Annotated in this window: 32 protein-coding genes; 18 read left to right on the top strand and 14 right to left on the bottom strand. The window is 68.6% G+C overall.

What is annotated here, in order from left to right; translation table 11 throughout:
• The first annotated feature begins 14 nt into the window (after positions 1-14).
• The gene (locus tag AB0O24_RS00855; RefSeq protein ID WP_275797780.1) at positions 15-290 is read left to right on the top strand and encodes a hypothetical protein; all 276 of its coding nucleotides are present in this window, start codon (positions 15-17) and stop codon (positions 288-290) included.
• A gap of 134 nt (positions 291-424) precedes the next feature.
• On the opposite strand, the gene AB0O24_RS00850 is transcribed toward AB0O24_RS00855, so the two are convergent.
• Positions 425-1,117, bottom strand: coding sequence for a hemolysin III family protein (locus AB0O24_RS00850; protein WP_275797801.1), 693 nt, complete (start codon positions 1,115-1,117; stop codon positions 425-427).
• A 164-nt stretch (positions 1,118-1,281) separates the two neighbouring features.
• On the opposite strand from AB0O24_RS00850, the gene AB0O24_RS00845 reads away from it, so the two are divergent.
• Both AB0O24_RS00845 and AB0O24_RS00840 read left to right on the top strand, forming a co-directional pair.
• Complete coding sequence (locus tag AB0O24_RS00845; RefSeq protein ID WP_363372218.1) at positions 1,282-2,055, top strand: isoprenyl transferase; 774 nt, start codon at positions 1,282-1,284, stop codon at positions 2,053-2,055.
• Between the two features lie 212 nt (positions 2,056-2,267).
• Entirely contained in the window at positions 2,268-3,617 is a 1,350-nt protein-coding gene (locus AB0O24_RS00840) for a PhoH family protein (RefSeq protein ID WP_058597825.1), read from the top strand.
• Positions 3,618-3,909: 292 nt separating this feature from the next.
• Here the strand turns inward: AB0O24_RS00840 and AB0O24_RS00835 are convergent, their stop codons facing one another.
• The 7 genes from AB0O24_RS00835 to xseA are packed head-to-tail and all read right to left on the bottom strand — an operon-like array spanning position 3,910 to position 10,334.
• Positions 3,910-4,566, bottom strand: a complete 657-nt coding sequence (locus AB0O24_RS00835) for a response regulator transcription factor (RefSeq protein ID WP_363371843.1) — start codon at positions 4,564-4,566, stop codon at positions 3,910-3,912.
• Positions 4,563-5,978 (bottom strand): HAMP domain-containing sensor histidine kinase, encoded by a 1,416-nt coding sequence (locus tag AB0O24_RS00830; RefSeq protein WP_363371840.1) that lies wholly within the window; start codon positions 5,976-5,978, stop codon positions 4,563-4,565. The genes AB0O24_RS00835 and AB0O24_RS00830 overlap by 4 nt, the downstream gene beginning before the upstream one ends.
• Positions 5,979-6,019: 41 nt before the next feature.
• Complete coding sequence (locus tag AB0O24_RS00825; RefSeq protein ID WP_363371837.1) at positions 6,020-7,414, bottom strand: class II fumarate hydratase; 1,395 nt, start codon at positions 7,412-7,414, stop codon at positions 6,020-6,022.
• A gap of 32 nt (positions 7,415-7,446) precedes the next feature.
• Positions 7,447-8,133 carry a carbonic anhydrase gene (locus AB0O24_RS00820; protein WP_307385770.1) on the bottom strand — a complete coding sequence of 229 codons (687 nt, stop codon included), beginning with the start codon at positions 8,131-8,133 and terminating at the stop codon, positions 7,447-7,449.
• Positions 8,130-8,762, bottom strand: a complete 633-nt coding sequence (locus tag AB0O24_RS00815; RefSeq protein ID WP_363371834.1) for a DUF4245 family protein — start codon at positions 8,760-8,762, stop codon at positions 8,130-8,132. The genes AB0O24_RS00820 and AB0O24_RS00815 overlap by 4 nt, the downstream gene beginning before the upstream one ends.
• On the bottom strand, positions 8,762-8,992 hold the full coding sequence (locus AB0O24_RS00810) for an exodeoxyribonuclease VII small subunit (RefSeq protein ID WP_013586103.1): 231 nt from the start codon (positions 8,990-8,992) through the stop codon (positions 8,762-8,764). The genes AB0O24_RS00815 and AB0O24_RS00810 overlap by 1 nt, the downstream gene beginning before the upstream one ends.
• Before the next feature lie 10 nt (positions 8,993-9,002).
• Entirely contained in the window at positions 9,003-10,334 is a 1,332-nt protein-coding gene (gene xseA, locus AB0O24_RS00805) for an exodeoxyribonuclease VII large subunit (RefSeq protein WP_363371831.1), read from the bottom strand.
• 57 nt (positions 10,335-10,391) lie between these two features.
• Between xseA and AB0O24_RS00800 the strand changes: the two genes are divergently transcribed.
• Genes AB0O24_RS00800 through AB0O24_RS00780 form a run of 5 tightly spaced genes read left to right on the top strand, consistent with a single transcriptional unit; the run spans position 10,392 to position 13,806 of the window.
• Positions 10,392-11,453: a 4-hydroxy-3-methylbut-2-enyl diphosphate reductase gene (locus AB0O24_RS00800; RefSeq protein ID WP_363334292.1), complete on the top strand. Its 1,062-nt coding sequence runs from the start codon at positions 10,392-10,394 to the stop codon at positions 11,451-11,453.
• Positions 11,450-11,992, top strand: a complete 543-nt coding sequence (locus tag AB0O24_RS00795; protein ID WP_363371828.1) for a DUF6264 family protein — start codon at positions 11,450-11,452, stop codon at positions 11,990-11,992. Before AB0O24_RS00800 ends, AB0O24_RS00795 begins: the two co-directional genes overlap by 4 nt.
• Before the next feature lie 54 nt (positions 11,993-12,046).
• The gene (locus AB0O24_RS00790; protein WP_058614930.1) at positions 12,047-12,553 is read left to right on the top strand and encodes a sigma-70 family RNA polymerase sigma factor; all 507 of its coding nucleotides are present in this window, start codon (positions 12,047-12,049) and stop codon (positions 12,551-12,553) included.
• On the top strand, positions 12,550-13,251 hold the full coding sequence (locus AB0O24_RS00785) for a zf-HC2 domain-containing protein (protein ID WP_363371825.1): 702 nt from the start codon (positions 12,550-12,552) through the stop codon (positions 13,249-13,251). The genes AB0O24_RS00790 and AB0O24_RS00785 overlap by 4 nt, the downstream gene beginning before the upstream one ends.
• 9 nt (positions 13,252-13,260) lie before the next feature.
• On the top strand, positions 13,261-13,806 hold the full coding sequence (locus AB0O24_RS00780) for an MOSC domain-containing protein (protein WP_307385777.1): 546 nt from the start codon (positions 13,261-13,263) through the stop codon (positions 13,804-13,806).
• An 88-nt stretch (positions 13,807-13,894) separates the two neighbouring features.
• Here the strand turns inward: AB0O24_RS00780 and fbaA are convergent, their stop codons facing one another.
• Complete coding sequence (gene fbaA / locus AB0O24_RS00775; protein ID WP_275797077.1) at positions 13,895-14,923, bottom strand: class II fructose-bisphosphate aldolase; 1,029 nt, start codon at positions 14,921-14,923, stop codon at positions 13,895-13,897.
• Between the two features lie 176 nt (positions 14,924-15,099).
• Here fbaA and glpX point away from each other — a divergent pair, with 176 nt between their 5' ends.
• Together glpX and AB0O24_RS00765 are read left to right on the top strand one after the other, a co-directional pair.
• Positions 15,100-16,089 carry a class II fructose-bisphosphatase gene (gene glpX, locus AB0O24_RS00770; protein ID WP_307385779.1) on the top strand — a complete coding sequence of 330 codons (990 nt, stop codon included), beginning with the start codon at positions 15,100-15,102 and terminating at the stop codon, positions 16,087-16,089.
• A 256-nt stretch (positions 16,090-16,345) separates the two neighbouring features.
• Positions 16,346-16,555 (top strand): hypothetical protein, encoded by a 210-nt coding sequence (locus AB0O24_RS00765; protein WP_058597811.1) that lies wholly within the window; start codon positions 16,346-16,348, stop codon positions 16,553-16,555.
• Positions 16,556-16,589: 34 nt separating this feature from the next.
• Here the strand turns inward: AB0O24_RS00765 and AB0O24_RS00760 are convergent, their stop codons facing one another.
• Positions 16,590-17,936, bottom strand: coding sequence for a DNA recombination protein RmuC (locus tag AB0O24_RS00760; RefSeq protein ID WP_275797101.1), 1,347 nt, complete (start codon positions 17,934-17,936; stop codon positions 16,590-16,592).
• 53 nt (positions 17,937-17,989) lie between these two features.
• Positions 17,990-18,586: a 3'-5' exonuclease gene (locus AB0O24_RS00755; protein ID WP_275797102.1), complete on the bottom strand. Its 597-nt coding sequence runs from the start codon at positions 18,584-18,586 to the stop codon at positions 17,990-17,992.
• A 213-nt stretch (positions 18,587-18,799) separates the two neighbouring features.
• Between AB0O24_RS00755 and AB0O24_RS00750 the strand changes: the two genes are divergently transcribed.
• The 7 genes from AB0O24_RS00750 to AB0O24_RS00720 all read left to right on the top strand — a co-directional run bounded on the left by AB0O24_RS00750 (position 18,800) and on the right by AB0O24_RS00720 (position 23,313).
• Positions 18,800-19,549 carry a methyltransferase domain-containing protein gene (locus AB0O24_RS00750; RefSeq protein WP_363371821.1) on the top strand — a complete coding sequence of 250 codons (750 nt, stop codon included), beginning with the start codon at positions 18,800-18,802 and terminating at the stop codon, positions 19,547-19,549.
• A 40-nt stretch (positions 19,550-19,589) separates the two neighbouring features.
• On the top strand, positions 19,590-20,663 hold the full coding sequence (gene ychF, locus AB0O24_RS00745; RefSeq protein WP_363371818.1) for a redox-regulated ATPase YchF: 1,074 nt from the start codon (positions 19,590-19,592) through the stop codon (positions 20,661-20,663).
• A 42-nt stretch (positions 20,664-20,705) separates the two neighbouring features.
• Positions 20,706-21,182 (top strand): hypothetical protein, encoded by a 477-nt coding sequence (locus tag AB0O24_RS00740; RefSeq protein ID WP_363371815.1) that lies wholly within the window; start codon positions 20,706-20,708, stop codon positions 21,180-21,182.
• 84 nt (positions 21,183-21,266) lie between these two features.
• Positions 21,267-21,548, top strand: coding sequence for a type II toxin-antitoxin system RelE/ParE family toxin (locus tag AB0O24_RS00735; RefSeq protein ID WP_275797085.1), 282 nt, complete (start codon positions 21,267-21,269; stop codon positions 21,546-21,548).
• Positions 21,535-21,837, top strand: a complete 303-nt coding sequence (locus tag AB0O24_RS00730) for a HigA family addiction module antitoxin (protein ID WP_275797087.1) — start codon at positions 21,535-21,537, stop codon at positions 21,835-21,837. Before AB0O24_RS00735 ends, AB0O24_RS00730 begins: the two co-directional genes overlap by 14 nt.
• Positions 21,838-21,932: 95 nt before the next feature.
• Positions 21,933-22,799, top strand: coding sequence for a hypothetical protein (locus tag AB0O24_RS00725; RefSeq protein ID WP_363371811.1), 867 nt, complete (start codon positions 21,933-21,935; stop codon positions 22,797-22,799).
• Between the two features lie 154 nt (positions 22,800-22,953).
• Positions 22,954-23,313 carry a hypothetical protein gene (locus tag AB0O24_RS00720; protein WP_307385789.1) on the top strand — a complete coding sequence of 120 codons (360 nt, stop codon included), beginning with the start codon at positions 22,954-22,956 and terminating at the stop codon, positions 23,311-23,313.
• A gap of 84 nt (positions 23,314-23,397) precedes the next feature.
• Here AB0O24_RS00720 and AB0O24_RS00715 read toward each other — a convergent pair whose 3' ends face one another.
• From AB0O24_RS00715 to AB0O24_RS00705, 3 genes are all read right to left on the bottom strand, one after another.
• A complete protein-coding gene (locus tag AB0O24_RS00715) occupies positions 23,398-23,664 on the bottom strand; it encodes a Txe/YoeB family addiction module toxin (RefSeq protein WP_363371808.1) in 267 nt (88 codons plus the stop codon).
• The gene (locus AB0O24_RS00710) at positions 23,661-23,909 is read right to left on the bottom strand and encodes a type II toxin-antitoxin system prevent-host-death family antitoxin (protein ID WP_058597805.1); all 249 of its coding nucleotides are present in this window, start codon (positions 23,907-23,909) and stop codon (positions 23,661-23,663) included. The genes AB0O24_RS00715 and AB0O24_RS00710 overlap by 4 nt, the downstream gene beginning before the upstream one ends.
• A gap of 85 nt (positions 23,910-23,994) precedes the next feature.
• A complete protein-coding gene (locus AB0O24_RS00705; protein WP_363371805.1) occupies positions 23,995-24,954 on the bottom strand; it encodes an ADP-ribosylglycohydrolase family protein in 960 nt (319 codons plus the stop codon).
• Between the two features lie 100 nt (positions 24,955-25,054).
• On the opposite strand from AB0O24_RS00705, the gene AB0O24_RS00700 reads away from it, so the two are divergent.
• A complete protein-coding gene (locus tag AB0O24_RS00700) occupies positions 25,055-25,795 on the top strand; it encodes a hypothetical protein (RefSeq protein ID WP_363371802.1) in 741 nt (246 codons plus the stop codon).
• The last annotated feature ends 4 nt before the right edge of the window (positions 25,796-25,799 follow it).

The following is a 25,799-nucleotide window of genomic DNA, read 5'->3' as shown; positions in this document are numbered from 1 at the left end:
GACCGAAGGACTCCATGCTTCCCGTGCTCGTCGCTCTCGCGACCACGCCCACCCCGGCCAACACCCCCGACGACTCCCTCGTCACGCCCGGACCGTTCGGCTTCGGCGCGATCGCGTTCATCGGTGTCGCGGTGTTCCTCCTCGTCTGGGACATGCTGCGTCGCATCCGTCGCGGGCGCTACCGCGAAGAGGTCAACGCCGAGCTCGACGCCGAGGAGCAGGCGCGCGCCGCTGCCACGACCGCCGCGCCGAACGACGACGACACCGACCCGGCCGCTCCCCGCCGCTGAGCGCGGTCTCGAGGTCGCGGCATCCGCGATCGGGGTCGTCGCAGAATCGGAGAAATCAACCGGATTCGGAGAGCTCGGGGCAGCGCAACCGACTGTGTTCCGCTCGTCCGAATCGGCGTGAGCGGGCGGGCCCCTCAGCCGCCGTGGTACGCCGGAGCGAGGGCGATCAGCAGGCACGCGGTCCAGTGGCAGAGGAACGCCAGGACCGTGCACACGTGGAAGATCTCGTGGAAACCGAAGTGCCCCGGCCACGGGTTCGGCCGCTTGAGCGCGTAGACGATCGCCCCGGCGGTGTAGAGCAGGCCGCCCACGACGACGAGCACCATCATCGCCGGATTCGCCTTGAAGAGGTCGACGATGTACATCACCGCGGCCCAGCCCAGGGCGAGGTACAGCGCCACGTACAGCCAGCGCGGGGCGTTGATCCAGAACACGCGGAACAGGATGCCGAGCAGCGCTCCGCCCCAGACGATCGACAGCAGCAGGACGGTCTGCGGGGTATCGAGGGCCAGGACCGCGAGCGGCGTGTACGTGCCCGCGATGAGCAGCAGGATGTTGGCGTGGTCGATGCGCTTGAGGACGGCCTTCGTCTTCGGCTTCCAGTGGAAGCGGTGATAGAGCGCCGAGTTGCCGAAGAGGAGGAGTGAGGATGCCGCGAACACGGCGCATGCCCATTTGGCCGGGGCACCGTGCGCGAGGACGATCAGCACGATGCCGGCCGCGATCGCCACGGGGAAAGTGCCCGCGTGTATCCATCCGCGCCAACTCGGCTTGACTTCGTCTTGGGCGCCGACGGCAGATGCCTCGAGCAGGGGAAGCTGGGGCATCTCCACACCGTCATCAGGGATCGTCGGGGTCACGGGAAAAACCCTACGCGTCCGCCCATGCCGCAGACGGAACGCGGGAAGATGCTCACCCTTTCCGCAGGTGCATGCCGCCCACACGAAGCGGCGAATCGCCCCGCGCGCGGTAGCGTAGGCGGGTGGCGCGGATGCGAAGGAACGAGGGGCGCGGCCCCCTGTACCGTCTGTACGCCTCGCGGTTGCGTCGACGGATGCCCGCGACCGTTCCGCACCACGTCGCCATGATGATCGACGGCAACCGCCGATGGGCGCGCCAGCTCGGCTACGACAGCGCGGCGCACGGCCATCGCGCGGGCGCGGCGAAGATGCACGAGTTCCTGCGGTGGTGCGACGACCTTGGCATCGGCGTCGTCTCGCTGTACCTGTTGTCCAATGACAACCTCCTCAAACGCGACAGCCGCGAGCTGGGCGACCTGCTCGAGATCATCGCCGAACTCGCCCGTGAACTGTCGCTCGAACCCGACTGGCGCGTCCAGCACGTGGGCCGGGCAGAAGGGCTCCCCTCCGAGCTCGCCGAGGTTCTGCGCGAGGTCACTGAGCGGACGCGCTCGCACACCGGCCTGCACGTCAACCTCGCGGTGGGGTACGGGGGTCGGAGCGAGATCGTGGACGCCGTGCGCAGCATCATCGCGAAGCACGACGCGTCGGGCGGTTCTCTCGAGGAGCTCGCAGCCAGTCTGACGCCCGAGCAGATCGGCGAGCATCTGTACACGGGCGGCCAGGCGGACCCCGACCTCGTCATCCGCACCTCGGGCGAGCAGCGTCTCAGCGATTTCCTCCTCTGGCAGTCCGCTCATTCCGAGTTCTACTTCGTCGAGGCGCTCGGGCCGGATCTGCGAGAGGTCGACTTCCTCCGGGCCATTCGCGATTTCTCCGCCCGGGACCGGCGTTTCGGTCAGTAAGGCTCACGGTCCGGCAACCCTCACCACGAGGGTGGGACTTGTTCACACACTTGTCATTTTGGTGGCGTGTTAACGACCCTCGGATGCCGCTGGGCATCGTACGGTGATCACATCGGGCACGGAGCCCGATCGAGTCGGCCTTCGGATTGCGACTCGTGACCCACAGGTCGACTCGTGACAGCCGGGTGAGACACCCGGGTCGGGAGTGGGTTGTGACTGCACGAGCACCATTCGACCAGCGTCACGTCGACGAGAGCAGCGTCTCCGAACAGGATCTGCGCACCTATGTTCTGGACACGTCTGTCCTTCTGAGCGATCCGCGGGCATTCTTCCGCTTCGCGGAGCATTCGGTCGTGATACCCGTGGTGGTGATCACCGAGCTCGAGGGCAAGCGCCACGACCCCGAGATCGGGTACTTCGCTCGGCAGGCGCTCCGTCATCTCGACGAGCTCCGGATCGAGCACGGTCGCCTCGACTTCCCCGTCCCCGTCGGCAACGACGGGACTCTCCGTGTGGAGCTGAACAACACCGACCAGATGGTCCTGCCCTCGGGCATGCGCACCGGCGGCAACGACAGTCGCATCCTCGCCGTCGCGATGAACATCGCGAAGGACGGCGCCGAGGTCACCGTCGTGTCGAAGGATCTGCCGATGCGCGTCAAGGCCGCGTCCCTCGGCCTGACGGCGGAGGAGTACCTGGCCGAGCAGGCGATGGACTCGGGATGGACGGGCATCGCGTCTCTCGACATCTCGGGCGACGACCTCAGCGACCTTTATGAGAGCGAAGTGGCCACGAGCGACGAGGTCGTCGGTCTGCCGGTGAACACGGGGCTGATCATCCACTCCGAGCGCGGCTCGGCGCTCGGCCGTGTCACGGGCGACGGCGAGTTCCGACTCGTCCGCGGAGACCGAGACGCCTTCGGGTTGCACGGTCGATCGGCCGAGCAGCGCATCGCCCTCGACCTGCTGCTCGACCCCGAGGTCGGCATCGTGTCGCTCGGCGGACGGGCGGGCACCGGCAAGTCGGCGCTGGCGCTGTGCGCGGCGCTCGAGTCGGTGCTCGAGCGGCAGCAGCAGAAGAAGATCATCGTGTTCCGGCCGCTGTTCGCCGTCGGCGGGCAGGAACTGGGGTATCTACCCGGCGACCAGGCCGAGAAGATGGGCCCCTGGGGGCAGGCGGTCTTCGACACGCTGGGCTCGGTCGTCTCGGGCAACGTCCTCGAGGAGGTGCTGGCTCGTGGTCTTCTGGAGGTGCTGCCTCTCACGCACATCCGCGGTCGTTCCCTCCACGACGCCTTCGTGATCGTCGACGAAGCCCAGTCTCTCGAGCGGAACGTGCTCCTCACGGTGCTGAGCCGCATCGGGCAGAACTCCCGCGTCGTGCTCACGCACGATGTGGCGCAGCGCGACAACCTGCGCGTGGGGCGCCACGACGGCGTCGCCTCGGTGATCGAGACGCTGAAGGGCCACGCGCTCTTCGGCCATGTCACCCTGACGCGTTCGGAGCGTTCGGCGATCGCCGCTCTCGTGACCGATCTTCTGGAGGCCGGCGAACTCTCCTGACGCACATACACAACGGAGGGCTCGGGCGGACCGCTCGAGCCCTCCGTCGTTTCCTAGATGAGAGCATTCTCATCCTCGGCTCCTGTGGCTTTCATATGCACACGGCAGACTGGAGCCATCGACGAGGGAACAGTCTCGTCACCGCCCCCGGCGGTTCCCCCTGAGAAATGAACACGAGATCCGCTCTCAACGGGCTGGTCGCTGCATTTCGGGTAAGTCAGCAGACCCCCGGAGCAGGATCTCCCCACAGCCCCCGGTTTCCCCCCGCCGGGGGCTTTCGGGTTGACGGCGACTACTCCCAGCGGTAGCCGGCTCCGCGCACGGTCGCGATGCGGCTGGCGCCGAACTTCGCGCGAAGGTATCTCACGTACACGTCGACGACGTTGGAGCCGGGGTCGAAGTCCATGCCCCAGACGCGGCTGAGGAGCTGCTCGCGGCTGAGGACCTGCCCCGCGTGGCGGAGGAACTCCTCGGCGAGGGCGAACTCGCGCGCGCTCAGGTCGACGTCGCGTCCGTTGATGCTCGCCCGTCGCCCGCGCACGTCGAGCGTGATGTCGCCGTGCGAGATCGAGATGGTGTGGGCCGTGAGCGGTTCGCGCAGTCTCAACCTGACGCGCGCGAGCAGCTCATCGAACTTGAAGGGCTTCGCCATGTAGTCGTTCGCTCCCGCGTCGAGACCGTCGACGGTGTCGCGTGTGCTGGTGCGCGCGGTGAGCATGATGACGGGGATCGCGGACCCCTGTCCCCGGAGGGTGCGAAGCACCTCGAAGCCGTCGAGCGTGGGCAGTCCGACATCGAGCAGCACGAGGTCGATGTCGCCGGACAGGGCGGCACTGAGGGCTTCGGCGCCGTCGTCCACGGTCGCGGTCTGATAGCCCGCCGCTTCCAATCCTTTCGCGACGAACGCGGCGATGCGCTCTTCGTCCTCGGCGATGAGGATGCGAGTCATCCGGTGGCCTCTCTCTGCATCACGACGTCTCCGGCGCGCACGGGGGTGGGGAGGTCGGCGGCGGAGTGCGACCGACCGAGGGGGAGATGCAACGTGACGGTGGCACCGCCACCGGGGGTGTCGCTCACGCTGCAGTAGCCCTCGTGGGCTTTGGCGATGGCATCCACGATCGACAGGCCGAGTCCGGAACCCTCGACCCCGCGCCGCGTCGAGATGCGGTCGAACCGGCGGAAGACGCGGTGGCGCGCAGCGGGAGGGATGCCGGGACCGTGATCGCGCACCCACAGTTCGGCGCTGCTGTCACCGACGCTGCTGCCGATCTCGATCGGCGTCCCCGGTGGGGTGTACTTCGCAGCATTGTCCGCGAGCTGCAGCCACGCTTGAACGAGGCGGTCGTGGTCGCCGTGGATCGTCCCGCGACCCCGGGACTCGATCGTCCATGTGTGGTGAGGTATCGCGCTGACGAGCTCGCCGACGCGATCCGTCAGAGCCGCGACCTGGATGACTTCGGTGGTCAGAGAACCGGCCTCGACCACAGCCAGGGCATCGATGTCGTCGACCAGACGCGAGAGGCGGTCCAGCTCGGCGATTCCGAGGTCGCGCGTCTCGGAGACATCGTGCGGGTCGGCGGGGTCCATCATCTCGAGGTGCCCGCGGACGATCGTGATCGGCGTCTTGAGCTCATGCCGCACGTCGTCGAGCAGCTGTCGCTGGGCTTCGACGGACATCGCGAGACGATCCAGCATCGAGTTGACGGAGGAGGTGAGGTCGGCGATCTCATCGTTGCCCTGCGGCGGCAGACGCGTGCCCAGATCCGCCAGGGTGATGGCATCCGTCGTGTCGCGGAGCCGCCGGAGGGGCGAGAAGAGCAGGCCGGTCACGAACCAGCCCGCGACGGCCACCGCGAGCAGGACCACGGTGCCCGCGATGGCGAACGTGGTGGTCGAGAGGGTGACCAGCTCCATCCGTTGGTCGATCGAGATCGCCTGGACGACCGAAGCCCCGTCGAGCGGGACGGCGGCGTACAGAACCGGTCCATGCTCGCTGTCGACTCGCCCGCGTAGTTCTCCGCGCGCGATCGCGTCGCTGACGGCCGAGACGAAGCGCGTGTCGTTCGAGAGGGAGAGCCCCGGCGGCGAGGGCGTGCCCGCGAGCATCGTCGTGCCCGACAGGGCGACGGTGCCGTCGGTGCGGCCGGGGATGGTCGCAGCGACGAGGTCGACGGCATCCGTTGCGCTCGACGGGGCGGTGCTCGAGAAGCCGTCCAGCTGACGTTCCGCGTTGGCGATGACGCGTTCGCTCTGGACGAGGAAGGTGACCCCTCCCGTGATGATGAGCCCCAACAGCAGAACACCGAGGATCGCGCCGAGGAGTCGCGCGCGCACCGAGACGGGTCTCGGTGCGCGGCTCATCCTTCGATTATGGCGCGCCTCGGCGTTCGATCCTGCGGAGCTCAGCCCGGGTGGGTCATCGAGAGCAGGTCGAGCTTGGCGTCCAGCACCTCTTCGGTGATCTCGCCGCGCTCGACGTACCCGAGGTCGATGACGGCCTCACGCACGGTGATGCCCTTGGCGACGGCATGCTTCGCGATCTTCGCGGCCGCCTCATAGCCGATGACCTTGTTGAGGGGCGTGACGATCGACGGGGACATACCGGCGAAGGCCTCAGCGCGAGCCACGTTGGCCTTGAGGCCGTCGATGGTCTTGTCGGCGAGCACCCGCACGGCGTTGGAGAGCAGGCGGATCGACTCGAGCAACGCCGTACCCATGACGGGGATCGCGACGTTCAGCTCGAACGAACCCGATGCGCCCGCCCAGGCGACCGTGGCGTCGTTGCCGATGACGCGTGCGCAGACCATGAGGGTGGCCTCGGGGACGACGGGGTTGACCTTGCCGGGCATGATCGACGAGCCGGGCTGCAGGTCGGGGATGTGGAGCTCGCCCAGGCCCGTGTTCGGGCCCGAACCCATCCAGCGGATGTCGTTGTTGATCTTCGTGAGCGACACCGCGATCGTGCGGAGGGCCCCGGATGCCTCGACGAGACCGTCGCGGTTGGCCTGAGCCTCGAAGTGGTCCTTGGCCTCGGTGATCGGGAGCTGCGTTTCGGCGGCGAGGATCTCGATGACCTTCTGCGGGAAGCCGAGCGGTGTGTTGATGCCGGTGCCGACGGCCGTCCCGCCCAGGGGGACCTCGCCGACGCGGGGGAGGACGGCCTCCACGCGCTCGATGCCGAGACGCATCTGGCGGGCGTAGCCGCCGAATTCCTGACCGAGCGTGACGGGCGTCGCGTCCATGAGGTGCGTGCGGCCCGACTTCACGATGCCCTTCCAGGCATCGGCCTTGGCCTCGAGGGCGACCGCGAGGTGGTCGAGCGCGGGGATGAGGTCGGTGATGAGCGCCTGGGTCACGGCGATGTGCACGGACGTCGGGAAGACGTCGTTCGACGACTGCGAGGCGTTGACGTGGTCGTTCGGGTGGACCGTCGAACCGAGGATGCGCGTCGCGAGGGTCGCGAGCACTTCGTTCATGTTCATGTTCGACGACGTGCCGCTGCCGGTCTGGTATGTGTCGACGGGGAAGTGGGCGTCGTGCACCCCGGTGACGACCTCATCCGCAGCCTGGGCGATGGCATCCGCGATCCGACCGTCGAGGGTGCCGAGATCCTTGTTCGCGAGGGCCGCGGCCTTCTTGATCCGGGCCAGTGCCGCGATCTGCGTCGATTCGAGCCCCGAGCCCGAGATCGGGAAGTTCTCGACCGCGCGCTGGGTCTGCGCCGCGTACAGGGCGTCCTTCGGCACGCGCACTTCACCCATGGTGTCGTGCTCGATGCGGTACTCGGTGTCGGTCACGTCGTCGTTCCTCCAGGTCGTTCGTTCGGTTCTCAGTTGCGGGCGTCCGCGAAGCGGGGGTCGTCGACCCGGGGGTCGTCGACATCGCCCACGATGACGACGGGGAACGCTTCCCCCTCGTCGAGTCGGTAGTTGGCCCCGACGACCGCGGTGCGGCCCTCGGCGACGGCTTCGCTGATCAGCTCGGATGCGCGGAGCAGCTCGCCGACGGTGTGGCGCAGGTGCTCACGCCCCACGAGCTCGGGGTCGACGTGGTCGGGCAGGTGTCCGTCCACAGCGGTCTGACGCTGCACGCGGCGCACCGCGGGCACGATCGGCGCGATCTGGCGCCAGATGTACGCCGGCAGGGTGGGGGCGTCGACGCCGGTGCTCTCGATCGCGGCCCCGACGGCACCGCACGCGTCGTGCGCGAGCACGACGATGAGAGGCACTTCGAGGACGCCGACGGCGTACTCGAGGCTGCCGATCACGGAGTCCGAGATGACCTGGCCGGCGTTACGGACCACGAAGAGGTCGCCGAGTCCTTCGTCGAAGATGATCTCGGCGGCCAGGCGCGAGTCGGAGCACCCGAACAGGGCGGCGGTCGGATGCTGCGAACCCGCGAGTTCGGCGCGGCGCTCGACGTCTTGACGCGGGTGCGCGGGCGCTCCGGTCACGAACCGGCGGTTGCCTTCGACCATCTGCTGCCAGACCTGGCCGGGGGTCAGGGGTGCGCTCACGGGATCTCTTTCAGCTGCTTCACCTGCGTGGACACCGACGCCGCCGCGAGTGCCGCGGTCTCGGGCGCGGCGTCACCGTAGACGAGCACGTAGTCGGGGCCGGCGGGAGTCGCCAGCGCATAGTCGATGTTGCCGGTGCCGGACGGGTTGGCCGGTCGGTAGACGTTCCAGGTGATCCCGTCGATCTCGGTGGTCTCGGTGCTCCGTGTGCCGTCGAGGACCTGAGCGACCCAGGCCTCATCGGTGTCGAAGCCCTGAGCGACACGGAGGAATCCGGACTCGCCGGACCGGACGTAGACCATCGTCCAGGCCTCGGTGCCTCCGATGCCTTCGACCGTGGCCTGGTTGACCCGCCAGCCCTCGCCGAGCGAGGGGGTCAGCACCGGGCGGCCGCGATCGGTCTCGAGGTCGGCGGCCAGCGCGGGGACATCCGGCTGGGGGCGGGGGACCGGCTCGCCGCGCGGGACCGCGGCGACGACGACGAAGACGACCGCGACGGTCACCAGCAGCGCCGCGATCAGGTTGCGGAAGGTCTTGCTCGAGCGATAGCGGCGGGACGACTCGGCCTTGCGGGCTGCGGTCTCCTCCGGAGTCTCGGGGCGGCCGAGCTCGGCGACGATGCGGGCCATCAGGCGTCCTCGCCCTCGCCGCGGGCGGCGTCGAGACGGCGCTTGGCCCCGAGCAGCCACTCTTCGCAGCGCGCGTAGAGCTGTTCGCCGCGCTCCCAGAGGGCCAGCGACTCCTCGAGCGTCGGTGCGCCCTGCTCGAGCTCGGACACGACGCGGACGAGTTCGTCGCGTGCCTGTTCGAAAGAGAGGGTCGCGACGTCCGCCGAGGGCCCGGGAGTCGTCGCGGTCATGGCATCCATCTTAGGCGGGACCCACCGACACGCCGTCGCCCGATGCCTCGCCGTCGAGCGGAGCGGCGGGCGTCTCGTCGATCTCGCCTTCCGAGCGCGCCGTCAGCGACCCACGTGCGACCGTGATGGTGAGCCCGGTTCCGGCGGGGGCTTGGCTTGCGTCGCGCACGATCGCACCGCCCTCGACCTGGGCGATCGCGTATCCGCGTGCGAGTGTCGCGAGGGGCGAGAGTGCGCGCAGGGACGCGCTCAGCTCGCGTGTCCGGCGCTGTTCGCCCTCGAGTCGACGATCGACGATGTCGCGGCCGCGGTTCGACAGCATCCACAGTTCCTGCGCCCGCGAGGTGAGCATGGCGTGCGGGGTGCGCAGCGACGGACGCGAACGGATCTGCTCGAGCTGGGCGATGTCGTGCAGCACGCGCTGCGTGAGGCGTCCGGTCAGCCGGGCGCGCAGCTGCGCGACGAGAGCCCGCTGCTCGGCGACGTCGGGAACCACGCGTTTGGCGGCGTCGGTGGGTGTGGAGGCGCGGAGGTCGGCGACCTCGTCGAGCAGGGGTCGGTCGTTCTCGTGGCCGATCGCGCTGACGACCGGCGTGGATGCCGCGGCCACCGCGCGCAACAGGCGCTCGTCGCTGAAGCCGAGAAGGGTCTGCGGATCGCCGCCCCCGCGGGCGATGATGATGACGTCGACCTCGGGGTCGGCATCCAGCGCCTTCAGCGCGGCCAGGGTCTCCGGGACGCAGCGGTCGCCCTGGACCGCGGCGTACTTCGTCCGGAAGTTCACCCGCGGCCAGCGCAGCTCGGCGTTGCGGTGCACGTCTTTCTCGGCGTCCGAGTTCTCGCCCGTGATGAGGCCGATGCAGTGGGGGAGGAAGGGCAGCTTCTTCTTGCGCACCGGGTGGAAGAGGCCCTCGGAGCGCAGCTGCACGCGTAGCCGCTCGAGTCGCTCGAGCTGTTCGCCGAGGCCGACGTGACGCATGGCGGAGATCGCGAACGAGAAGTCGCCGGTGCGGGGGAAGTAGTCCGCCTTGACGCACGCCACGACGTGGTCGCCCACCTGGAAGTCCTTGGGGAGGCGCGCGAGCGTGCTCGACCAGATACGGAACGCCACCGTGGACTCGGTGTTGAGGTCTTTCAAGCGACCGAAGACGTTGCCACCCCGACGGTTGAACGAGGTGATCTCGCCCTCGACCCACACCGAGCCCCAGCGTTCGATGAATCCGCGGATCGTGTCGTTCAGCCGCGACACCGACGTGGGGGTGTCGGTGCGCGAGTCGCGAGGGTGCACCGAGTCGGCGGGGGGTGCCTCGCCGGCTACCGTCTCGGGGTGGAACGAGGTCATGGGCTCCAGTCTGAGGGGTTCGGCCGTCGTCCAGGGGCGCCCCGGTAGAATCGAGGGGTGAGCACACCTGTCGTCCAACTGCCCGTTCCCCGGATTCCGGGTCGACGTGGGCGGCTCCAGGATATCCCGGTCAAAGGCCAGAAGAAGGTGCTGCTGGCGGCACCGCGCGGCTACTGCGCCGGTGTCGACCGCGCCGTCGTCGCCGTCGAGAAGGCCCTCGACCGCTACGGCGCCCCCGTGTACGTGCGCAAGCAGATCGTGCACAACATCCACGTGGTGACCGAGCTCGAGAAGAAGGGCGCGATCTTCGTCGAAGAGGTCGACGAGGTCCCCGAGGGCTCGCACGTCGTCTTCAGCGCGCACGGCGTGTCTCCCGCTGTGGTTTCCGCGGCGTCCGACCGCGGCCTGCAGGCCATCGACGCCACGTGCCCCCTCGTCACCAAGGTGCACCGCGAGGCCGTGCGCTTCGCGCGCGACGACTACGAAATCCTGCTGATCGGCCACGACGGCCATGAAGAGGTCGAGGGCACCGCCGGTGAGGCTCCCGAGCACGTCACCGTCGTCAACTCACCCGAGCATGCCGACACCGTCGAGGTGCGCGACCCGTCGAAGGTGGTGTGGCTCTCGCAGACGACGCTGTCGGTCGACGAGACGATGGAGACGGTTCGCCGACTCCGCCTGCGCTTCCCGCACCTGCAGGACCCGCCCTCCGACGACATCTGCTACGCCACCCAGAACCGTCAGGTCGCGATCAAGAAGGTCGCCGTCGGCGCCGACCTCGTCATCGTCGTGGGCTCCGCGAACTCCTCCAACAGCGTGCGCCTCGTCGAGGTCGCGCTCGAGCACGGCGCCAAGGCCGCTTACCGCGTCGATTACGTCGACGAGGTCAAGCAGGAGTGGCTCGACGGCGTCGAGACGGTCGGCGTCACCAGTGGCGCGTCGGTGCCCGAGGTGCTCGTGACCGAGGTGCTCGAGGAGCTCGCCGGTGCGGGTTACCGCAACGTCGAAGAAGTGCGGACCGCCGAGGAAGACCTGATCTTCTCGCTCCCGAAGGAGCTGCGTCAGGATGCCGCCGGCCAGCGCGACCAGCGGGCGCTGGGCGGCCGGGGTCGTTCGTGAGCGACGCCGACCCGCGGCCGCGTCCGCAGTTCGGGGAGTACGCGACGCCCGAGGAGCAGCAGGCTCGCATCCAGCGTCCGGAGGTGACGGAGGCGCTCGACGCGGGCGTCGCCCCGCAGCCGGCCGCTCCGGCGTCGGCCACCGGCGCACCGGCGCCGGCCCGCGGGCCCCTGGCCGACCGCGTCATCACGCTCATGCTGCTCGTCTACGGGCTGTTCTCGGTCGTCACGACGATCGTGCAGGTGCTCGACTTCCCCCACTACGCCGAGCAGGCGGCGAAGGTCCTGGGCGTCGACGCGACCTACTCGAACTTGGCCGCCGGTTTCGTCTGGGGTGCGGTGGCCGCCGTTGTCTACGGAGTCGTCTACCTCGTCACCGCGCTGCTGACCTGGCGTCGGCTCAAGCGCGGCCGCATCGCCTTCTGGATCCCTCTCGTCGGCTTCGCCGTGGCCGCGCTCGTGGGCAGCACCTGCATCGCGATCGCCGTCGTCAGCGACCCGGCCTATCTCTCCGCACTGATGGACGGCATCTCGAAATGAACCGACGGGGCCGGCATCCCGTGTTCTTCTGAGAACCCGAGAGAGGAGCCGGCCGTGGTGCGAGAAGATCACGCGCGTCTGACCGCGCTCTACGACGCCCACGCGGCCCCCGTCTGGCGGTACGTGGTCAGTCTCACGGGCGACCATGCGGGGGCGGACGACGTCGTGCAGGAGACGCTGCTGCGCGCCTGGCGGTCGCCGCGCATCATGAGCGACGATCCAGGATCGCTGCGGTCGTGGATGTTCACGGTGGCCCGTAACCTCGTCATCGACGAGGCACGCAGCGCCCGTCGGCGCCACGAGCTGGCCGTCGACGAGGTCCCGGACGCGGGGCGCGACGACGACACGGATGCCATGTTCGACGCGTTGCTCGTCGAGGAGGCGCTCTCGACCCTGACGCCCGATCACCGCGCGGTCATCGTCAGCGCGTACTACGGCGGTCGGAGCGTCGCACAGACGGCCGAGGAGCTCGGCATCCCGGCGGGGACCGTCAAGTCGCGACTGCACTACGCGGTGCGAGCGCTGCGGCTCGCCCTGCAGGAGAGGGGGGTGACGCGATGAGCGCCGATCACTCACGGATGTCCGAGTGGGACGGAGCCTACGTTCTGGGTGCCCTGTCGGCGGCGGATCGCGCGGAGTACGAGGGGCATCTCGCGATCTGCGCGGAGTGCCGGACCGCGGTCGCCGAGCTCGCGCCCACGGCGGGCCTGCTCTCGCGACTGTCGGCTGACCGCGCCCGGGCTATCGATGCGTCGAGTGGTCCGGTACCCATCGTCATGCCGCACCCCTCACTTCGGACCCGGGTCGTGCAGACCGCTCGTCGGCGTCGCGCCCGGCGGATCACGGCGTGGACACTGGCGGCATCCCTCGCCGTGGTCGCCGTGGGTGTGCCGACCGTCGTCACGATCGCCAACGCCTCCTCGTCGTCGGGGACGACTTACGCGCTCGACGAGGTCGGCGGGGCTCCGCTCGAGGCGTCGGTCAAGCTGACCCCGGTCGCGTGGGGCACCCGGATCGACCTCGTGTGCCAATACACCGGTGAGGTGCTCGACGCGCCACCCGGCGGTTGGCCCTACGCTCTGGCGGTGACCGACGACTCCGGCTCGACCTCGGTGCTCTCGACCTGGCGCGCCGGTCCCGGGGCCACGACCGAGCTCAGTGCCGGGACCGATCTCGAAGCGTCGAGCATCGGCTCGATCGAGATCCGTTCCGTCGACGGCGATCGGGTGGTCATGCGGCGAGACTTCTCGGCCCCGTAACATCGACGGATGCCACGCCTCGTCGCCGTCTGCGCCGTCCACCAGCTTCACCCGGACGCGGGGTCCGTCGGAGTGACCGCGATCGACAAGCGGGCGCTCGACGGTCCCGTTCGCCTGGGCCCGCTCGGCGTGCGCGCGGATGTCCAGGCGAGCCGCAAACACCACGGCGGGCGTGAGAAGGCGGTGTACGCCTACTCCGAGGCGGACGCCGCGTACTGGGAGGCCGAGCTGGGCCGTGATCTGCACCCGGGGTGGTTCGGTGAGAACCTCCGGGTGGAGGGCATCGACGTCAACGCGGCGCGCATCGGCGAGATCTGGCGTATCGGCGACACCGTCGAGGTCGAGGTCACCATGCCGCGCACGCCGTGCGCGACGTTCGCGCGCTGGGTCGGCGGACGCGACGCCCGAGGGTGGGTGAAGCGCTTCTCCGACGAGGGACGCCTCGGCGCTTACCTCCGGGTCCGCCGCGCGGGAGATGTCCGGGCGGGGGATGCCATCGAGGTGCTGTCGTCCCCCGAGGGGGCGCCCACGGTGCTCGAGGTTTACCGCGCCTGAGCCGGGCCCTCAGCGCCCGCGCGGGCGCGGCATCCGGGAACGACGAATGCCCCGGCCGGAGCCGGGGCATTCGCGGGAGAGAGATCGGTCAGCTCTTCGACTGGCCGTACGAACCCAGCTGCTTGGTGGCTTCGACCACGCGGACGGCCATGGCCGACTCGGCGACCTTGCCCCAGGCGCGGGGGTCGTACTGCTTCTTGTTGCCGACCTCGCCGTCGATCTTCAGCACACCCTCGTAGTTCGAGAACATGTAGCCCGCGATCGAACGGGTGAAGGCGTACTGCGTGTCGGTGTCGATGTTCATCTTGACGACGCCGTTCGCGACCGCGAGGGCGATCTCTTCGTCGCTCGAGCCGCTGCCGCCGTGGAAGACGAGGTCGAGGGGCTTGGGGCCGGTGCCGAACTTCGCGGCGATGCCCTCCTGGATCTCACCGAGCAGCTCGGGACGGAGCTTGACGCCGCCGGGCTTGTACACGCCGTGGACGTTTCCGAACGTGAGGGCCGAGATGTAGCGGCCGTTCTCGCCGAGGCCGAGGCGCTCGACGGCCTTGGTCACGTCCGCGACGGTCGTGTAAAGCGCCTCGTTGGAGCCCTCGTGCTGAACGCCGTCCTCTTCGCCGCCGACGACGCCGACCTCGATCTCGAGGATGGCGTTGATGTTCTTCATGCGGGGGAGGAGCTCGGCGGCGATGTCGATGTTCTCGTCGAGCGGAACGGCCGAGCCGTCCCACATGTGCGACTGGAAGATCGGGTTGCGGCCGGCCTTGACCTCTTCTTCGGAGGCTTCGAGCAGCGGAAGGACGAAGCCGGGCAGGGCGTCCTTGGGGCAGTGGTCGGTGTGGAGAGCGACCGTGATCGGGTAGTTCTTGGCGACCTCGGTGACGTACTTGGCGAAGGCGAGCGCGCCGGTGGCGCGGGCCTTGACCGTGTGGCCGGCGAAGTAGTCGGCGCCGCCGGTGGTGACCTGGAGGATGCCGTCAGAACCGGCCTCGGTCAGGCCCTGGAGCACCGAGTTGATGGTCTGCGAGCTCGAGACGTTGATCGCGGGGTACGCGAAGCTGCCGGCCTTGGCGCGGTCCAGCATCTCGGCGTACTGCTCAGGGGTGGCGACGGGCATTGTGCTCCTTGTGTCGTTGCGGGGACACCGTCAGCCTAGCGAAGGTGCTGGATCGTGCTGAGGCTGTCTGAAGAGGAACTGGCGGAGTATGCGCCAGTGATAAAAATCGCGATTCCTTCGTCGGCGAGCGCCGGAAATTGCCCGATTGTCACATCTCGCGTGGCTACAGTGGCCACATGGTGAGCCTGACATCCGATATGAGTCCGTTGCACCCCGATCGGAACCTGGCTCTCGAGCTGGTTCGCGCGACCGAGGCGGCATCCATCCGGGCAGTCCCCTTCATCGGTCGTGGTGACAAGGAAGCGGCGGACGGTGCGGCCGTCGACGCCATGCGCGCGTTCTTCAGCACGGTCGACTTCGACGGCACGATCGTCATCGGCGAGGGCGAGAAGGACAACGCCCCGATGCTCTACAACGGCGAGCGTGTCGGAAGCGGGCGCGGACCGCGGTGCGACGTCGCGGTCGACCCGATCGACGGCACCTCGCTCACGGCGGCGGGGCGTCAGAACGCCCTCTCGGTGATCGCCGTGTCCGACCAGGGAACGATGCTCGACGCATCGAGCGTCTTCTACATGGACAAGCTGGTCACCGGACCTGCCGGCGTCGGGGTCGTCGACATCCGGCTCCCCATCGGCGAGAACATCCGCTTGCTCGCGAAAGCCCTCGGCAAGCCCGTCGACGAGATCGTCGTGTCGGTGTTGAACCGTCCGCGTCACGAACAGCTCATCGCCGACATCCGCGCGGCCGGTGCGGGCACCCGCCTCATGAGCGACGGCGATGTCGCCGGCGGCATCAACGCGGCCCGACACAATGCCCGGACTGATATGTGCGTCGGTATCGGAGGCAGCCCGGAAGGCATCGTCACCGCGTGCGCGATCAAGGCGCTCGGTGGGCACATCCAGGGCGTGCTCGCTCCGCGCAACGACGAGGAGAAGCAGAAGGGCGTCGACGCCGGCCTCAAGGTCGACGGGACGGTCTACGAGGCCGACGACCTCGTCAAGGGCAAGAACACGATCTTCGTGGCCACCGGGGTGACGGACGGCCAGCTGGTGCAGGGCGTGCGCCGCGACGGCGACTTCATCTACACCGAGAGCGTCGTGCTCCGCGGCGCGTCGGGAACGCTTCGTCGTATTTCGTCGGAGCACCTGACGTCCAAGTGGCTCTGAATCGGTAGCGCTCCGTCTCGCTGAGCACAGCCGCCGCCCGGCCGTGCTCAGCGAGACGGCACTGACCCGGTAGTGCGTCGCGCTTGCTCGGCGGCGGAGCTCCGGCGGGAGGCGCGGCGACGGACGCGGAACGCACACCTACAGCCGGGCGTGTCGTGACGCAAGCGTGACCGGTGTCGCGGGGGTGGTCTGGCAGAATCGTGTGCAGTGTCAACGGCGACGCTGTGTTCTTCCGAGACCCGAAGGGGGATCGTCCATGGCAACTCCCACGAACCAAACCGCACCCCAGACCGGGGCGCAGGCGGTCATCGCCGACGCCGTTGACCCTGCGCGCCGCCCTGATGTGCTGCTTCGCGTCCGTCGCGACGACGGTCACGAGATCAGCGCCTGGTGGATGGTCGGCGCATTCGTCGGTGTATCCGCCGCTGTCGTCAGCCTCCTGAGTTGGGTTCCCGGCGGCTCTTGAGCCACCCCGCAGCCTCTTTGGTCATCGGTTCCGCTTAGCGCTCCTCCGCCTCGAGGCCCGCGCGGATCCGCACGTCGCCCAGATCGGCTGAGGCGACGCTTCTCTTTTCCCCGTCAGCTGCGCGGTCGGACGTCGGGCCGTCACCGATCGGTCCCGTCGCTGCGGAGTCGATGAACTCGGCGGCCGCCCAGCGACGCGGCGTCGCCTCGATCGGGGCGGGAGGGGAGACGGCGTCGAGCTTCGTTTCGTCAATCCCCGGGAATTTCCGCGCCGTCACGAGCACGCGCGACTCGAGCGATCCGGCGAACTTGTTGTAACTGTCGACCGTGCGCTCGATTGCCCGGCGGAGGTCGCCGGCGTGCCCGGCGAGGACCCCGACGCGCTCGTACAGCTCGGATCCGAGGGCGAAGAGCGCGCGCGCTTCGTCGGAGACGTCTTGCTGAGTCCACGTGAACGCGACGGTCTTCAGAACCGCCCACAGATTCACCGGTGAAGCGAGAGCCACCCGACGGGAGAACGCGTAGTCGAGAAGCGTCGGGTCTTCGTCGAGAGCCGAGGCCAGGAGCGATTCGCTCGGGATGAAGCACACCACGAACTCCGGGCTGCTCTCGAGGCCCGCCCAATAGGTCTTGCGAGCGAGAGCGTCGACGTGGCCCCGAACCGCCTTGGCGTGGCGGGTGAGCAGCGTCGCACGGCGCGCTCCCTCCTCGCCCTGCGCGGTCACCGGGATCGCGCTGGCCTGAAGATACGCGTCGAGGGGGACCTTGGCATCCACCGCCAAAGCCTTGCCACCCGGGAGCCGGACGACCATGTCGGGTCGACCCGCACCCGCGTCGGAGGTGATGGAGGCCTGCAGATCGAAATCGACGTATCGCGTGAGTCCGGCGGCCTCGACGACCCGACGCAGCTGCGTCTCTCCCCAGACGCCGCGCGTGCTCCCGGACCGCATCGCCGAAGCGAGGGCTTCTGTGGTGGCCCGCAGTGCCTCGTCGGCCTCGCGCGACATCCGCAGCTGCTCGCCGAGCGCGGAGTACTGCTCGACGCGGTCGCGCTCGAGTCCGTCGACCTTGCGCTGCATCGCCTCGAGGGTCTCGCGCACGGGGTCGAGGGCGCGCAGCACCGTCTGATCGCGACGTTCGCGTTCTTCTCGCGCGGCCTGGTCGGTGCGGGATTGCCCGACGGCCTCCCTGTAAAGGGCCATCTGATGGTCGAGTTGCGTCTGAAGTCCTGCGCGCGCGGCGTCGGCGGCGGCGACGCGGGCGAGGAGGTCGGCTCGTTCGGCGGCGGCGGTCGCGGAGGCCCGCGCGGATCCGAGGAGCCACCCACCGGCGACGCCGAGCGCGAGGGCGAGGATCACGAGAACGAGGGCGATGGCATCCATGAGGTCAGCATGCACCAGACCTCCGACATCGCCGGAAAGACGGGCCGCGAGCGTCAGGCGACGGCGCGCTCCGTCACGGGCTCGACGGCGATCTGCGACACACGGACGCCCAGGTGGGCGGCGAGGGCGTGGACATCGCCGACCCCGGCGCGGCGCGCGCAGTCGATCGTGATCTCGGCGCACGCGACCGCGTCGGCCAGCGCGTCGTGGTGGGCGAAGGGCGAGCATCCGGCTTCTTCGGCCACCAGGGGGAGGCGGTACGAGGGGAGCGTGTAGGTCTTCCGCGACATCTGCACGCTGCAGAGGTATCGATAGGGCGGACACTCGTCACCCGTCGCCGCGCACGCGCGACGCAGAACCGACATGTCGAACCCGGCGTTGTGGGCCACCAGCACGTCGGCGCCGGCGAACGCGGTGAGGCGCGCGAGCTGGGCGCTCCAGTCGGGCGCGTTCACGACATCGGCCGCCTGGATGCCGTGGATCCCCACGTTGATCGGAGCGAAGTGATCGTGTCCGGGCGGCGGTTTGATGAGCCACGCGGCGGTGGCGACGACGCGACCGTCGCGAACGCGGGCCAGACCGACCGCGCAGGCCGACGCGCCGCTGGAATTCGCCGTCTCGAAGTCGATCGCCGTGAAGTCCAGTCCCACGTGTCCACTCTGACCCGCCACGGCGACGACCCGAAGAGGCGCGCCGAGGGGCTCGGCATCCGGTGTCGGAGCCGTGCGCGACATGTCGTGCCGTCACGCGGAGTTCGTGTGCAACACGCCGGCGACACGTGTGCGACACCCCGAGGTGGTGCGACGAACTCCGCAGGACGGCACGGGGCTGCTCATGTCGGAGGCGCGGCGTAGGGTCGGAACATGAGCGCCCAGCACAAGTCGAGGTCGTTCGGACAGGCAGCAGCCGCTTACGAGTCGGGGCGGCCGGGTTACCCGCCCGAGGCGGTGGCCTGGCTGCTGGATCCCGTGCGGGAGCCGGGTCGCGCGCTCCGCGTCGCCGATGTCGGCGCCGGAACCGGCAAGCTGACTCGCACCGTGGTCGAGCTCGGCGCCGATGTGGTGGCGGTGGATCCGGATGCCGACATGCTCGCGACCCTTCGAGAGAACGCGCGCGGCGTACCCACTTTCGTCGGCACGGCCGAGCAGCTGCCACTGCCCGACTCGGGTCTCGATGCCGTCGTGATGGGCCAGGCCTGGCACTGGGTCGACGTCGAGGCGGCCTCGCGCGAGACGGCACGGGTCTTGCGCAGCGGGGGAGTGCTCGGGCTGATCTGGAACATCCGCGACGACGCTGTGGACTGGGTGCGGCGGCTCACCGAGGCCATGGGTGGCTCGAATGCCGAGGTGCTTCTCGCCACGACCGGTCCGCGCGTCGCCGAGCCGTACGAGAGCCTGGAACACCGCGAGTGGCGCTGGGAGCGACGGATCACTCTGCCCCAACTGCGCGACCTCGTCGTCTCGCGGAGCGACATCATCACGGCCGACGCCGAGCGGCGAGCAGCCATCGATGCGGCGGTCGACGGGGTGCTGGCATCCGTTCCCGGACTCGCCGACGGCGGCTCGGTTGCGCTGCCGTACGTCACCCACGCGTTCCGGGCACGACGACCGTGACGCGGGTGAGCGGGCTCCGGGCCGGGTAACCTGGACTCCCGTGGCTCTTACCATCGGAATCGTCGGCCTTCCCAACGTCGGAAAGTCGACCCTCTTCAACGCCCTGACCAAGAACTCGGTACTCGCGGCGAACTACCCGTTCGCGACCATCGAGCCGAACGTCGGGGTCGTGAACCTTCCCGATGTGCGCCTTCAGCAGCTCGCCGATGTCTTCGGCAGCGAGCGGCTCGTTCCCGCCGCGGTGTCGTTCGTCGACATCGCCGGGATCGTGCGCGGCGCGAGCGAGGGCGAGGGCCTCGGCAACCAGTTCCTCGCCAACATCCGTGAAGCGGATGCCATCGCCCAGGTCGTCCGCGGCTTCGCCGACGACGACGTGGTCCACGTCGACGGAGCGGTGAACCCCGCGAGCGACATGGAGACGATCAACGCCGAGCTGCAGCTCGCCGACCTCCAGACGCTCGAGAAGGCGATCACCCGGTACGAGAAAGAGGTCAAGGGCAAGAAGCTCGACCCCTCGGTGCTCGACGCCGCCAAGGCCGCGCAGGACGCCCTGCAGCGCGGCGTGCTGCTCTCGGCATCCGGTCTCGACCTCTCGCCGATCCGCGAGCTGGGTCTGTTGACCGCGAAGCCCTTCATCTTCGTGTTCAACGTCGACGAGGCCGTGCTCACCGATCAGGCGAAGAAGGACGAGCTCGCCGCGCTCGTCGCTCCCGCGAAGGCCGTCTTCCTGGATGCCAAGATCGAGTCCGAGCTGATCGACCTCGACCCCGAGGATGCCGCCGAGCTGCTGGCATCCACCGGCCAGGACGAGTCGGGCCTCGACCAGCTCGCGCGCATCGGCTTCGACACTCTGGGGCTGCAGACCTACCTCACCGCGGGCCCCAAGGAAGCGCGGGCGTGGACGATCCCGAAGGGCGCCAAGGCGCCTCAGGCGGCCGGCGTCATCCACACCGACTTCGAGAAGGGCTTCATCAAGGCCGAGGTCATCTCGTTCGCCGACCTGATCGAACTCGGCTCGGTCGCCGAGGCCCGGGCGAAGGGCAAGGCTCGCCTCGAGGGCAAGGACTACGTCATGCAGGACGGCGACGTGGTGGAGTTCCGCTTCAACAACTGAGTGGACCCGCGCCACGCGGGCGGAGTCGACGAGAATGGCCCAGTGAGCGATGACACTTCGCCACTGACACGTCGGCGCTGGCGTGAGGAGCACCAGCCGGCCGTCCGGCACTGGCGGCACGGATTCTTCACGAGCTTCCGGCGGAACGATCCCGTCTTCGTCGTGGCCTCGTACCTTCTCATGACAGCGGGCGCGGGAATCGGCTCAGGCGCGTTCGGCGGCGCAGGAGCGACCCGGATCACTCCTGACGAATCGGCGATCGTCATCGCCGTGAGCGCGGTTCTGATGTCGGTGGCGTTGCTGGCCGTGGCCGTCCGCCTCCCGTTCACTTCGGATCGGTCGCCGCTTTCGCTTGGCGGTACGGTCTTCGTGGGCTGCATGAGTGCGATGTCCGTGACCGTCGTCGTCGCGCGCGCCGAAGGCGTCCTGTCTTCGGCGATGTGGGCGATGTTCGGTGCCATGCTCTTGTGTGCGGTCGTCGCGGCCGTGACCCTGCCCTTTTGCTTCGTCGCCCGCTGAGCAAGCGGCCGGTAGCGCACCCAGGCAGTGAATGATCAGGTTAACGCCTCGCGTTATTAACGCTGTGCGTTATATCATGACGGGGTGATCAGGTCGTTCGGGAGCAAGGAGACCGAGCGGCTGTGGCGTCGTGAACGCGTGCCCTCGATCGATCCTCGGATCCATTCGACGGCATTGCGAAAGCTGCGTCAGGTGGGATCTGCCGAGTCGCTGGACGATCTTCGGGTTCCACCAGGAAACCGGCTCGAGGCTCTCAAGGGTGCTCGAGCGGGGCAACACAGCATCAGGATCAACGACCAGTGGCGGGTCTGCTTCGTGTGGACCGACGCTGGGCCAGAGGAGGTGGAGATCGTTGACTATCACTGACAAGATTCCTCCGGTCCACCCCGGTGAAGTTCTTCTGGAGGACTTCATCAACGGGCTGGGGATCACGCAGCACAAGCTCGCTGTCGCCATCGGGGTTCCGCCACGGCGGATCAACGAGATCGTGCACGGCGCTCGCGGGATCAGCGCGGACACCGCGCTTCGATTGTCGAGGTACTTCGGTACCTCGGCGGAGTTCTGGATCAATCTCCAGAGCTACTACGAACTCGATCGCGCCGAAGATCTCGCGGGGGAACAGATCGCCGCGATCACACCCCTCCAAGTGGCGTGACGCCGGCCGAGGGATCCGGGCGCTCGGCCCGCGTCATCGAGTGAGCGCACGCGCCTCGACGCGGAAGCCTTTTCCTCTTCAACGTCGGTGAGGCCGTGCTCGCCGATCAGGGCGGCAACCGTGTCGGTGTCGTCGCCGCCGCAGACGGCTCGTTCGATGGAATCCAGGGGTCCCGTCAGCGCGCCCTCACGAGCCCCACGGAGTACGCGGGACAGGCCTGTGTGGCGGTCCAAGCCTCAGCCGTGCCGGGCTTGACGCCCACACAGAATGCGCGCCTCGTGGACGAATGGTGTGACTTCTTCTCGGCGGGGCCGACTGGCATCCGGGATCTTTCCTTCCCCATGCGCATGCCTAAGCGCTTGTTCGCCGCTCTTGCCAGTCAAACGCAGTTGCGACGTTTGGCGGTGCTCACCGGCGTCTACGACGATCTCTGCCCCCTTGCCGCGATGACTGAACTGTGGGAACTGGAGCTCGAGTCGGCGACCTCCGTGACGTCCCTGGAGCCGGTTCGACACCTCGCGAGGCTCGAATCGCTCCGTATCGGCGGTTTGCATAGGTTGCGGGACTACTCGCCTGTGGCGGACATCACAGGGTTGCGTCAATTGGAGCTGGGCTTCGCCTACGGGCAAACCTACGCCGACTCGTACGAATTCGTCCGAGATCTCGGCTCTCTACGGATGGCGCGGCTCTGTTTGATTCCCGCCGGTCTGAGATACGAACCACTGCTTGCGCTGACTCACGTCGAGGATCTCGCCGTTTATGTGGGTGCGCGGAACCAGCGGAAGATGACTCCGACGCTCATCGACCTGGAGTGGGCGCTCCCCGGGATTCAGCGATGCAAGGCAGACATCGTCGCACGGCGGACCTATGAGTGGCGGCGCGGAGAGCGTATCGGACATTGGATCTCGGACGATGAGGGGACAGCGACTCTGGTCCGCTACGACCCGCCGAGCCTCGACTGAAGAGCGACGACGTGGTCGAAGGTGTCAGACGGCGGAGTCCGGCATAGGAACAGATCCGGCGGAGCCGACGAGATCAACGGGGCCGATTCACGAAGACCACATCGTGGAGGTCCGCTTCAACAATTGAGCAAGGGCTCGACGTAGGATCGCCGGCATGAGCGGGACCCCTCCGACCAGGCGTGTCATTCGGCTCTTCCCGGATTACGGGCGGGACTGGCCGTTGTGGGAAAACTCCACACCGACGTGGGACGTCGGATACACGACGACGCCCGCCGAGTACGGGCTTTCGAGTGCGCTGACGAGGGACCTCGCGGAGTGGAACACTCTGTGGGAGGCGAACTTCGATCCCTTCGAAGGGTGGAAGAACGAACCCGCTCGGGAGTCCTGGCGAGAATCCGGTGACCGGATCGCGACACGTCTGCAGGAGGAAGTCCGCGACTTCGCAGACGTCCAGTACGAGCCGTGGCCGCTCGGCGGCGAGCACGGTCCGTGGGGCTCGACGATCGATGGATGACGCGCGGCGTTAGTCCGTGCGCATTGGAGGTCGACGCGAGCGTCGGCGCAAACCGCCCAGGGCAGTGAGGAGGCCGGGAAGAGGTCAGTAGTGGTAACGCGCCTGCAAGATCGTGATGTGGGTGTCATTCGCGACGTAGACGAGGCGGTTCGCCTCGTCGATGCGGCGTGACCAGGCGCCGGCGAGGGCGTGTTTGAGGGCTTCGGGCTTGCCTGTTCCCTCGAACGGGTCGTCGCGGAGGATGTCGGCGATGAGCTGATTGATGCGGCGGAGGGTCTTGCGATCCTGCGTCTGCCAGTACAGGTAGTCGTCCCACCCCTCAGCTGTCCAGGCCAGCTTGCGGCCGCTCACGGCTCGACGAGGTCGTGTTCTTCGATCGCGTTGTCGCGAGCGCTTGCCAGGGCACTCAGCAGACGACGGGCGTTCTCGGGGGAGCGGAGCAGATAGCTGGTCTCGACGAGGGAGTCGTACTCGTCCTTCGACATGAGAACGGCGGAACCGCGCTTCGAGGTGATCTCGACCTCCGTGTGGTCGAGGTTGACGCGCTCGATGAGGCCGAAAAGGTCGCGGCGTGCTTCGCTCGTCGTGATGGCCATGAGTCCTCCGAAGTCGTACCAGAAATGGTACCACTCAGAGGTTTGGCGGAGGCCGCCGGGGTGAGCCGCGGAGCGCGACGACCCGCTAGCCCCACGCCGAGACGGCCGACGCCCCCACCGCGAGCCGCGCGCGCCGGGCGAGCTCTGCCGCGTCGATACCCGGCCACCCGTGCAGAACGGCCGTGTGCGAGTCGGGGAGTGCTTCCGCGCCCCAGACGGCGCCGGCGAGAGAACCGGCGATCGCCGCGACCGTGTCGGTGTCGTTTCCGCCGCGGACCGCGCGCTCGATGGCATCCAGGGGTCCGTCGGCACCGGAGACCGCGGCCAGCGCACCCTGGAACGCGCGCACGACCCAGCCGTTCGCATCCCGGAAGTCGCGCGGGTGACGGCCGGAAACCAGGGCTTCGTCGATCAGCGCCGCCCACCGGTCGCGACGGTCCTGCGGCACGACGTCGAGCTGTCCGCGCATGTCGAGTTCGCCGGTCAGGATGGCATGACGGATGGCCGCGCCCCACAGGGCGCACGCATCGACGTTGTCGTCTTCCCAGTGCGTGAGTTGCGCGACCGCCGCCGCCGCGGCGGTCAGATCGGGACGGTCGAGGTAGCCGAGGGCGACGGGACCGGTTCGCATCAGCGACCCGTTGCCGCCGCTTCGTCCTGTCTCGTCATGCACGGCGCGAGCGGCTGTGCGGATGGCATCCATCGTCGGGGGCGACGGGATACGGCCGAGGACGTGCCGGGTCTGCGCACCCACGTCGAGGGCGCTCTCAGCCCAGCCCTGCCACGCTGCGACGATGCGCTCGAGTGCGGCAGGGTCGGTGAGTCGGCGCCCCGCGGCCAGCTCGTCGAGCACCGGGATCGCCATGCTCGTGTCGTCGGTCCACTCTCCGGCTCCGTGGCCGAAGTGCCCGACGCCGAACTCGGGGGTGACCTCGTCGGGGAGTGCCGGGCCGAACTCGTACGCCGAGCCGAGAGCATCGCCGGCGGCCGACACGATGATGGTTCCGACGGCGCGATCCATCTGGGCGGGGGAGAGGTGTGCCATCGTCCCAGCGTACGAGCACCTCTGCGCGCGGGCGCTGCGTCCGAACGGACACCTTGTCCAGCCCCGCCGAGGACCCGCGCGCTTTCGTAAACCGGCGGCCGTGAATGCGCCGAACCCCCGCACCGCCTTCATCCCGCCCGGGTGGGCGACTCCCTTCGCCTCGCGGAAGCGCCTGCAGTTGCTTCCCGCGGAGATGTTCAACCGCACCTTCGAGCGCGCGCCGGACGACTGGCTGCACGTCGCACCTTTGCGGCGGCCACCGCTGATCCTCACGATCGCGTTCGGCCTCATCACCCTCATGTGCGGGTGGATCGTATGGGGCGTGCTCGCGCAGGCAGGGACGACCCCGTCGATGCAGGGGCCCATGCCCTACGTGATCGCCGTGATGTTCGGCATCCTGGGTCTGTTCGCCGTGATCGTGTTCCTCAATCTGATCGCTGCCTCGCGCAGCCGCGCCTCGTGGGGCAACCGCCAGTGCATCGCGGTCGGACGCAGCGGAATCGCGGTGCGCTACCAGGGGGTGGCGGTGAACATCCCGTGGGACGAGGTGACGGGCATCTGGGCCACGACGACCAACTCGACCGGTGTGTCGCAGGCCGGCCTGATCAAGACGCCGGTCCTGCGCATCGAGCGGGACACGGGCGACGGCACGGAGGGCGTGCTCGGTTCTTGGAACATCGCGCCTTTCGTTCTGGATGCCGCGCCCCAGGCGACCTACGCGGCCGTGCACTTCTCCCGGCTCACGCCCGCCGCGCGTCACGAGCTCGGGACGACCCTCGGTCAGCAGAGGATCGACGGCTTCGCGGGCTACGCACCCACCACGGTCGCGCCACGGGGATAGTCTC

The sequence above is a fragment of the Microbacterium sp. NPDC086615 genome (assembly GCF_040686055.1).
Classification (GTDB): domain Bacteria; phylum Actinomycetota; class Actinomycetes; order Actinomycetales; family Microbacteriaceae; genus Microbacterium.
Note: the sequence above shows the minus strand (reverse complement) of the source record. Positions and strands in the feature narration are given on the sequence as shown.

What these genes read in the sequence shown, in the direction of transcription:
- AB0O24_RS00855 (WP_275797780.1), top strand. Translation starts at nt 15, where the DNA reads ATGCTTCCCGTGCTCGTCGCTCTCGCGACCACGCCCACCCCGGCCAAC.
- AB0O24_RS00850 (WP_275797801.1), bottom strand. Translation starts at nt 1,117, where the DNA reads ATGCCCCAGCTTCCCCTGCTCGAGGCATCTGCCGTCGGCGCCCAAGAC.
- AB0O24_RS00845 (WP_363372218.1), top strand. Translation starts at nt 1,282, where the DNA reads ATGCGAAGGAACGAGGGGCGCGGCCCCCTGTACCGTCTGTACGCCTCG.
- AB0O24_RS00835 (WP_363371843.1), bottom strand. Translation starts at nt 4,566, where the DNA reads ATGACTCGCATCCTCATCGCCGAGGACGAAGAGCGCATCGCCGCGTTC.
- AB0O24_RS00830 (WP_363371840.1), bottom strand. Translation starts at nt 5,978, where the DNA reads ATGAGCCGCGCACCGAGACCCGTCTCGGTGCGCGCGCGACTCCTCGGC.
- AB0O24_RS00815 (WP_363371834.1), bottom strand. Translation starts at nt 8,762, where the DNA reads ATGGCCCGCATCGTCGCCGAGCTCGGCCGCCCCGAGACTCCGGAGGAG.
- AB0O24_RS00810 (WP_013586103.1), bottom strand. Translation starts at nt 8,992, where the DNA reads ATGACCGCGACGACTCCCGGGCCCTCGGCGGACGTCGCGACCCTCTCT.
- xseA (WP_363371831.1), bottom strand. Translation starts at nt 10,334, where the DNA reads ATGACCTCGTTCCACCCCGAGACGGTAGCCGGCGAGGCACCCCCCGCC.
- AB0O24_RS00785 (WP_363371825.1), top strand. Translation starts at nt 12,550, where the DNA reads ATGAGCGCCGATCACTCACGGATGTCCGAGTGGGACGGAGCCTACGTT.
- AB0O24_RS00780 (WP_307385777.1), top strand. Translation starts at nt 13,261, where the DNA reads ATGCCACGCCTCGTCGCCGTCTGCGCCGTCCACCAGCTTCACCCGGAC.
- fbaA (WP_275797077.1), bottom strand. Translation starts at nt 14,923, where the DNA reads ATGCCCGTCGCCACCCCTGAGCAGTACGCCGAGATGCTGGACCGCGCC.
- glpX (WP_307385779.1), top strand. Translation starts at nt 15,100, where the DNA reads ATGGTGAGCCTGACATCCGATATGAGTCCGTTGCACCCCGATCGGAAC.
- AB0O24_RS00765 (WP_058597811.1), top strand. Translation starts at nt 16,346, where the DNA reads ATGGCAACTCCCACGAACCAAACCGCACCCCAGACCGGGGCGCAGGCG.
- AB0O24_RS00760 (WP_275797101.1), bottom strand. Translation starts at nt 17,936, where the DNA reads ATGGATGCCATCGCCCTCGTTCTCGTGATCCTCGCCCTCGCGCTCGGC.
- AB0O24_RS00750 (WP_363371821.1), top strand. Translation starts at nt 18,800, where the DNA reads ATGAGCGCCCAGCACAAGTCGAGGTCGTTCGGACAGGCAGCAGCCGCT.
- AB0O24_RS00720 (WP_307385789.1), top strand. Translation starts at nt 22,954, where the DNA reads ATGAGCGGGACCCCTCCGACCAGGCGTGTCATTCGGCTCTTCCCGGAT.
- AB0O24_RS00710 (WP_058597805.1), bottom strand. Translation starts at nt 23,909, where the DNA reads ATGGCCATCACGACGAGCGAAGCACGCCGCGACCTTTTCGGCCTCATC.
- AB0O24_RS00705 (WP_363371805.1), bottom strand. Translation starts at nt 24,954, where the DNA reads ATGGCACACCTCTCCCCCGCCCAGATGGATCGCGCCGTCGGAACCATC.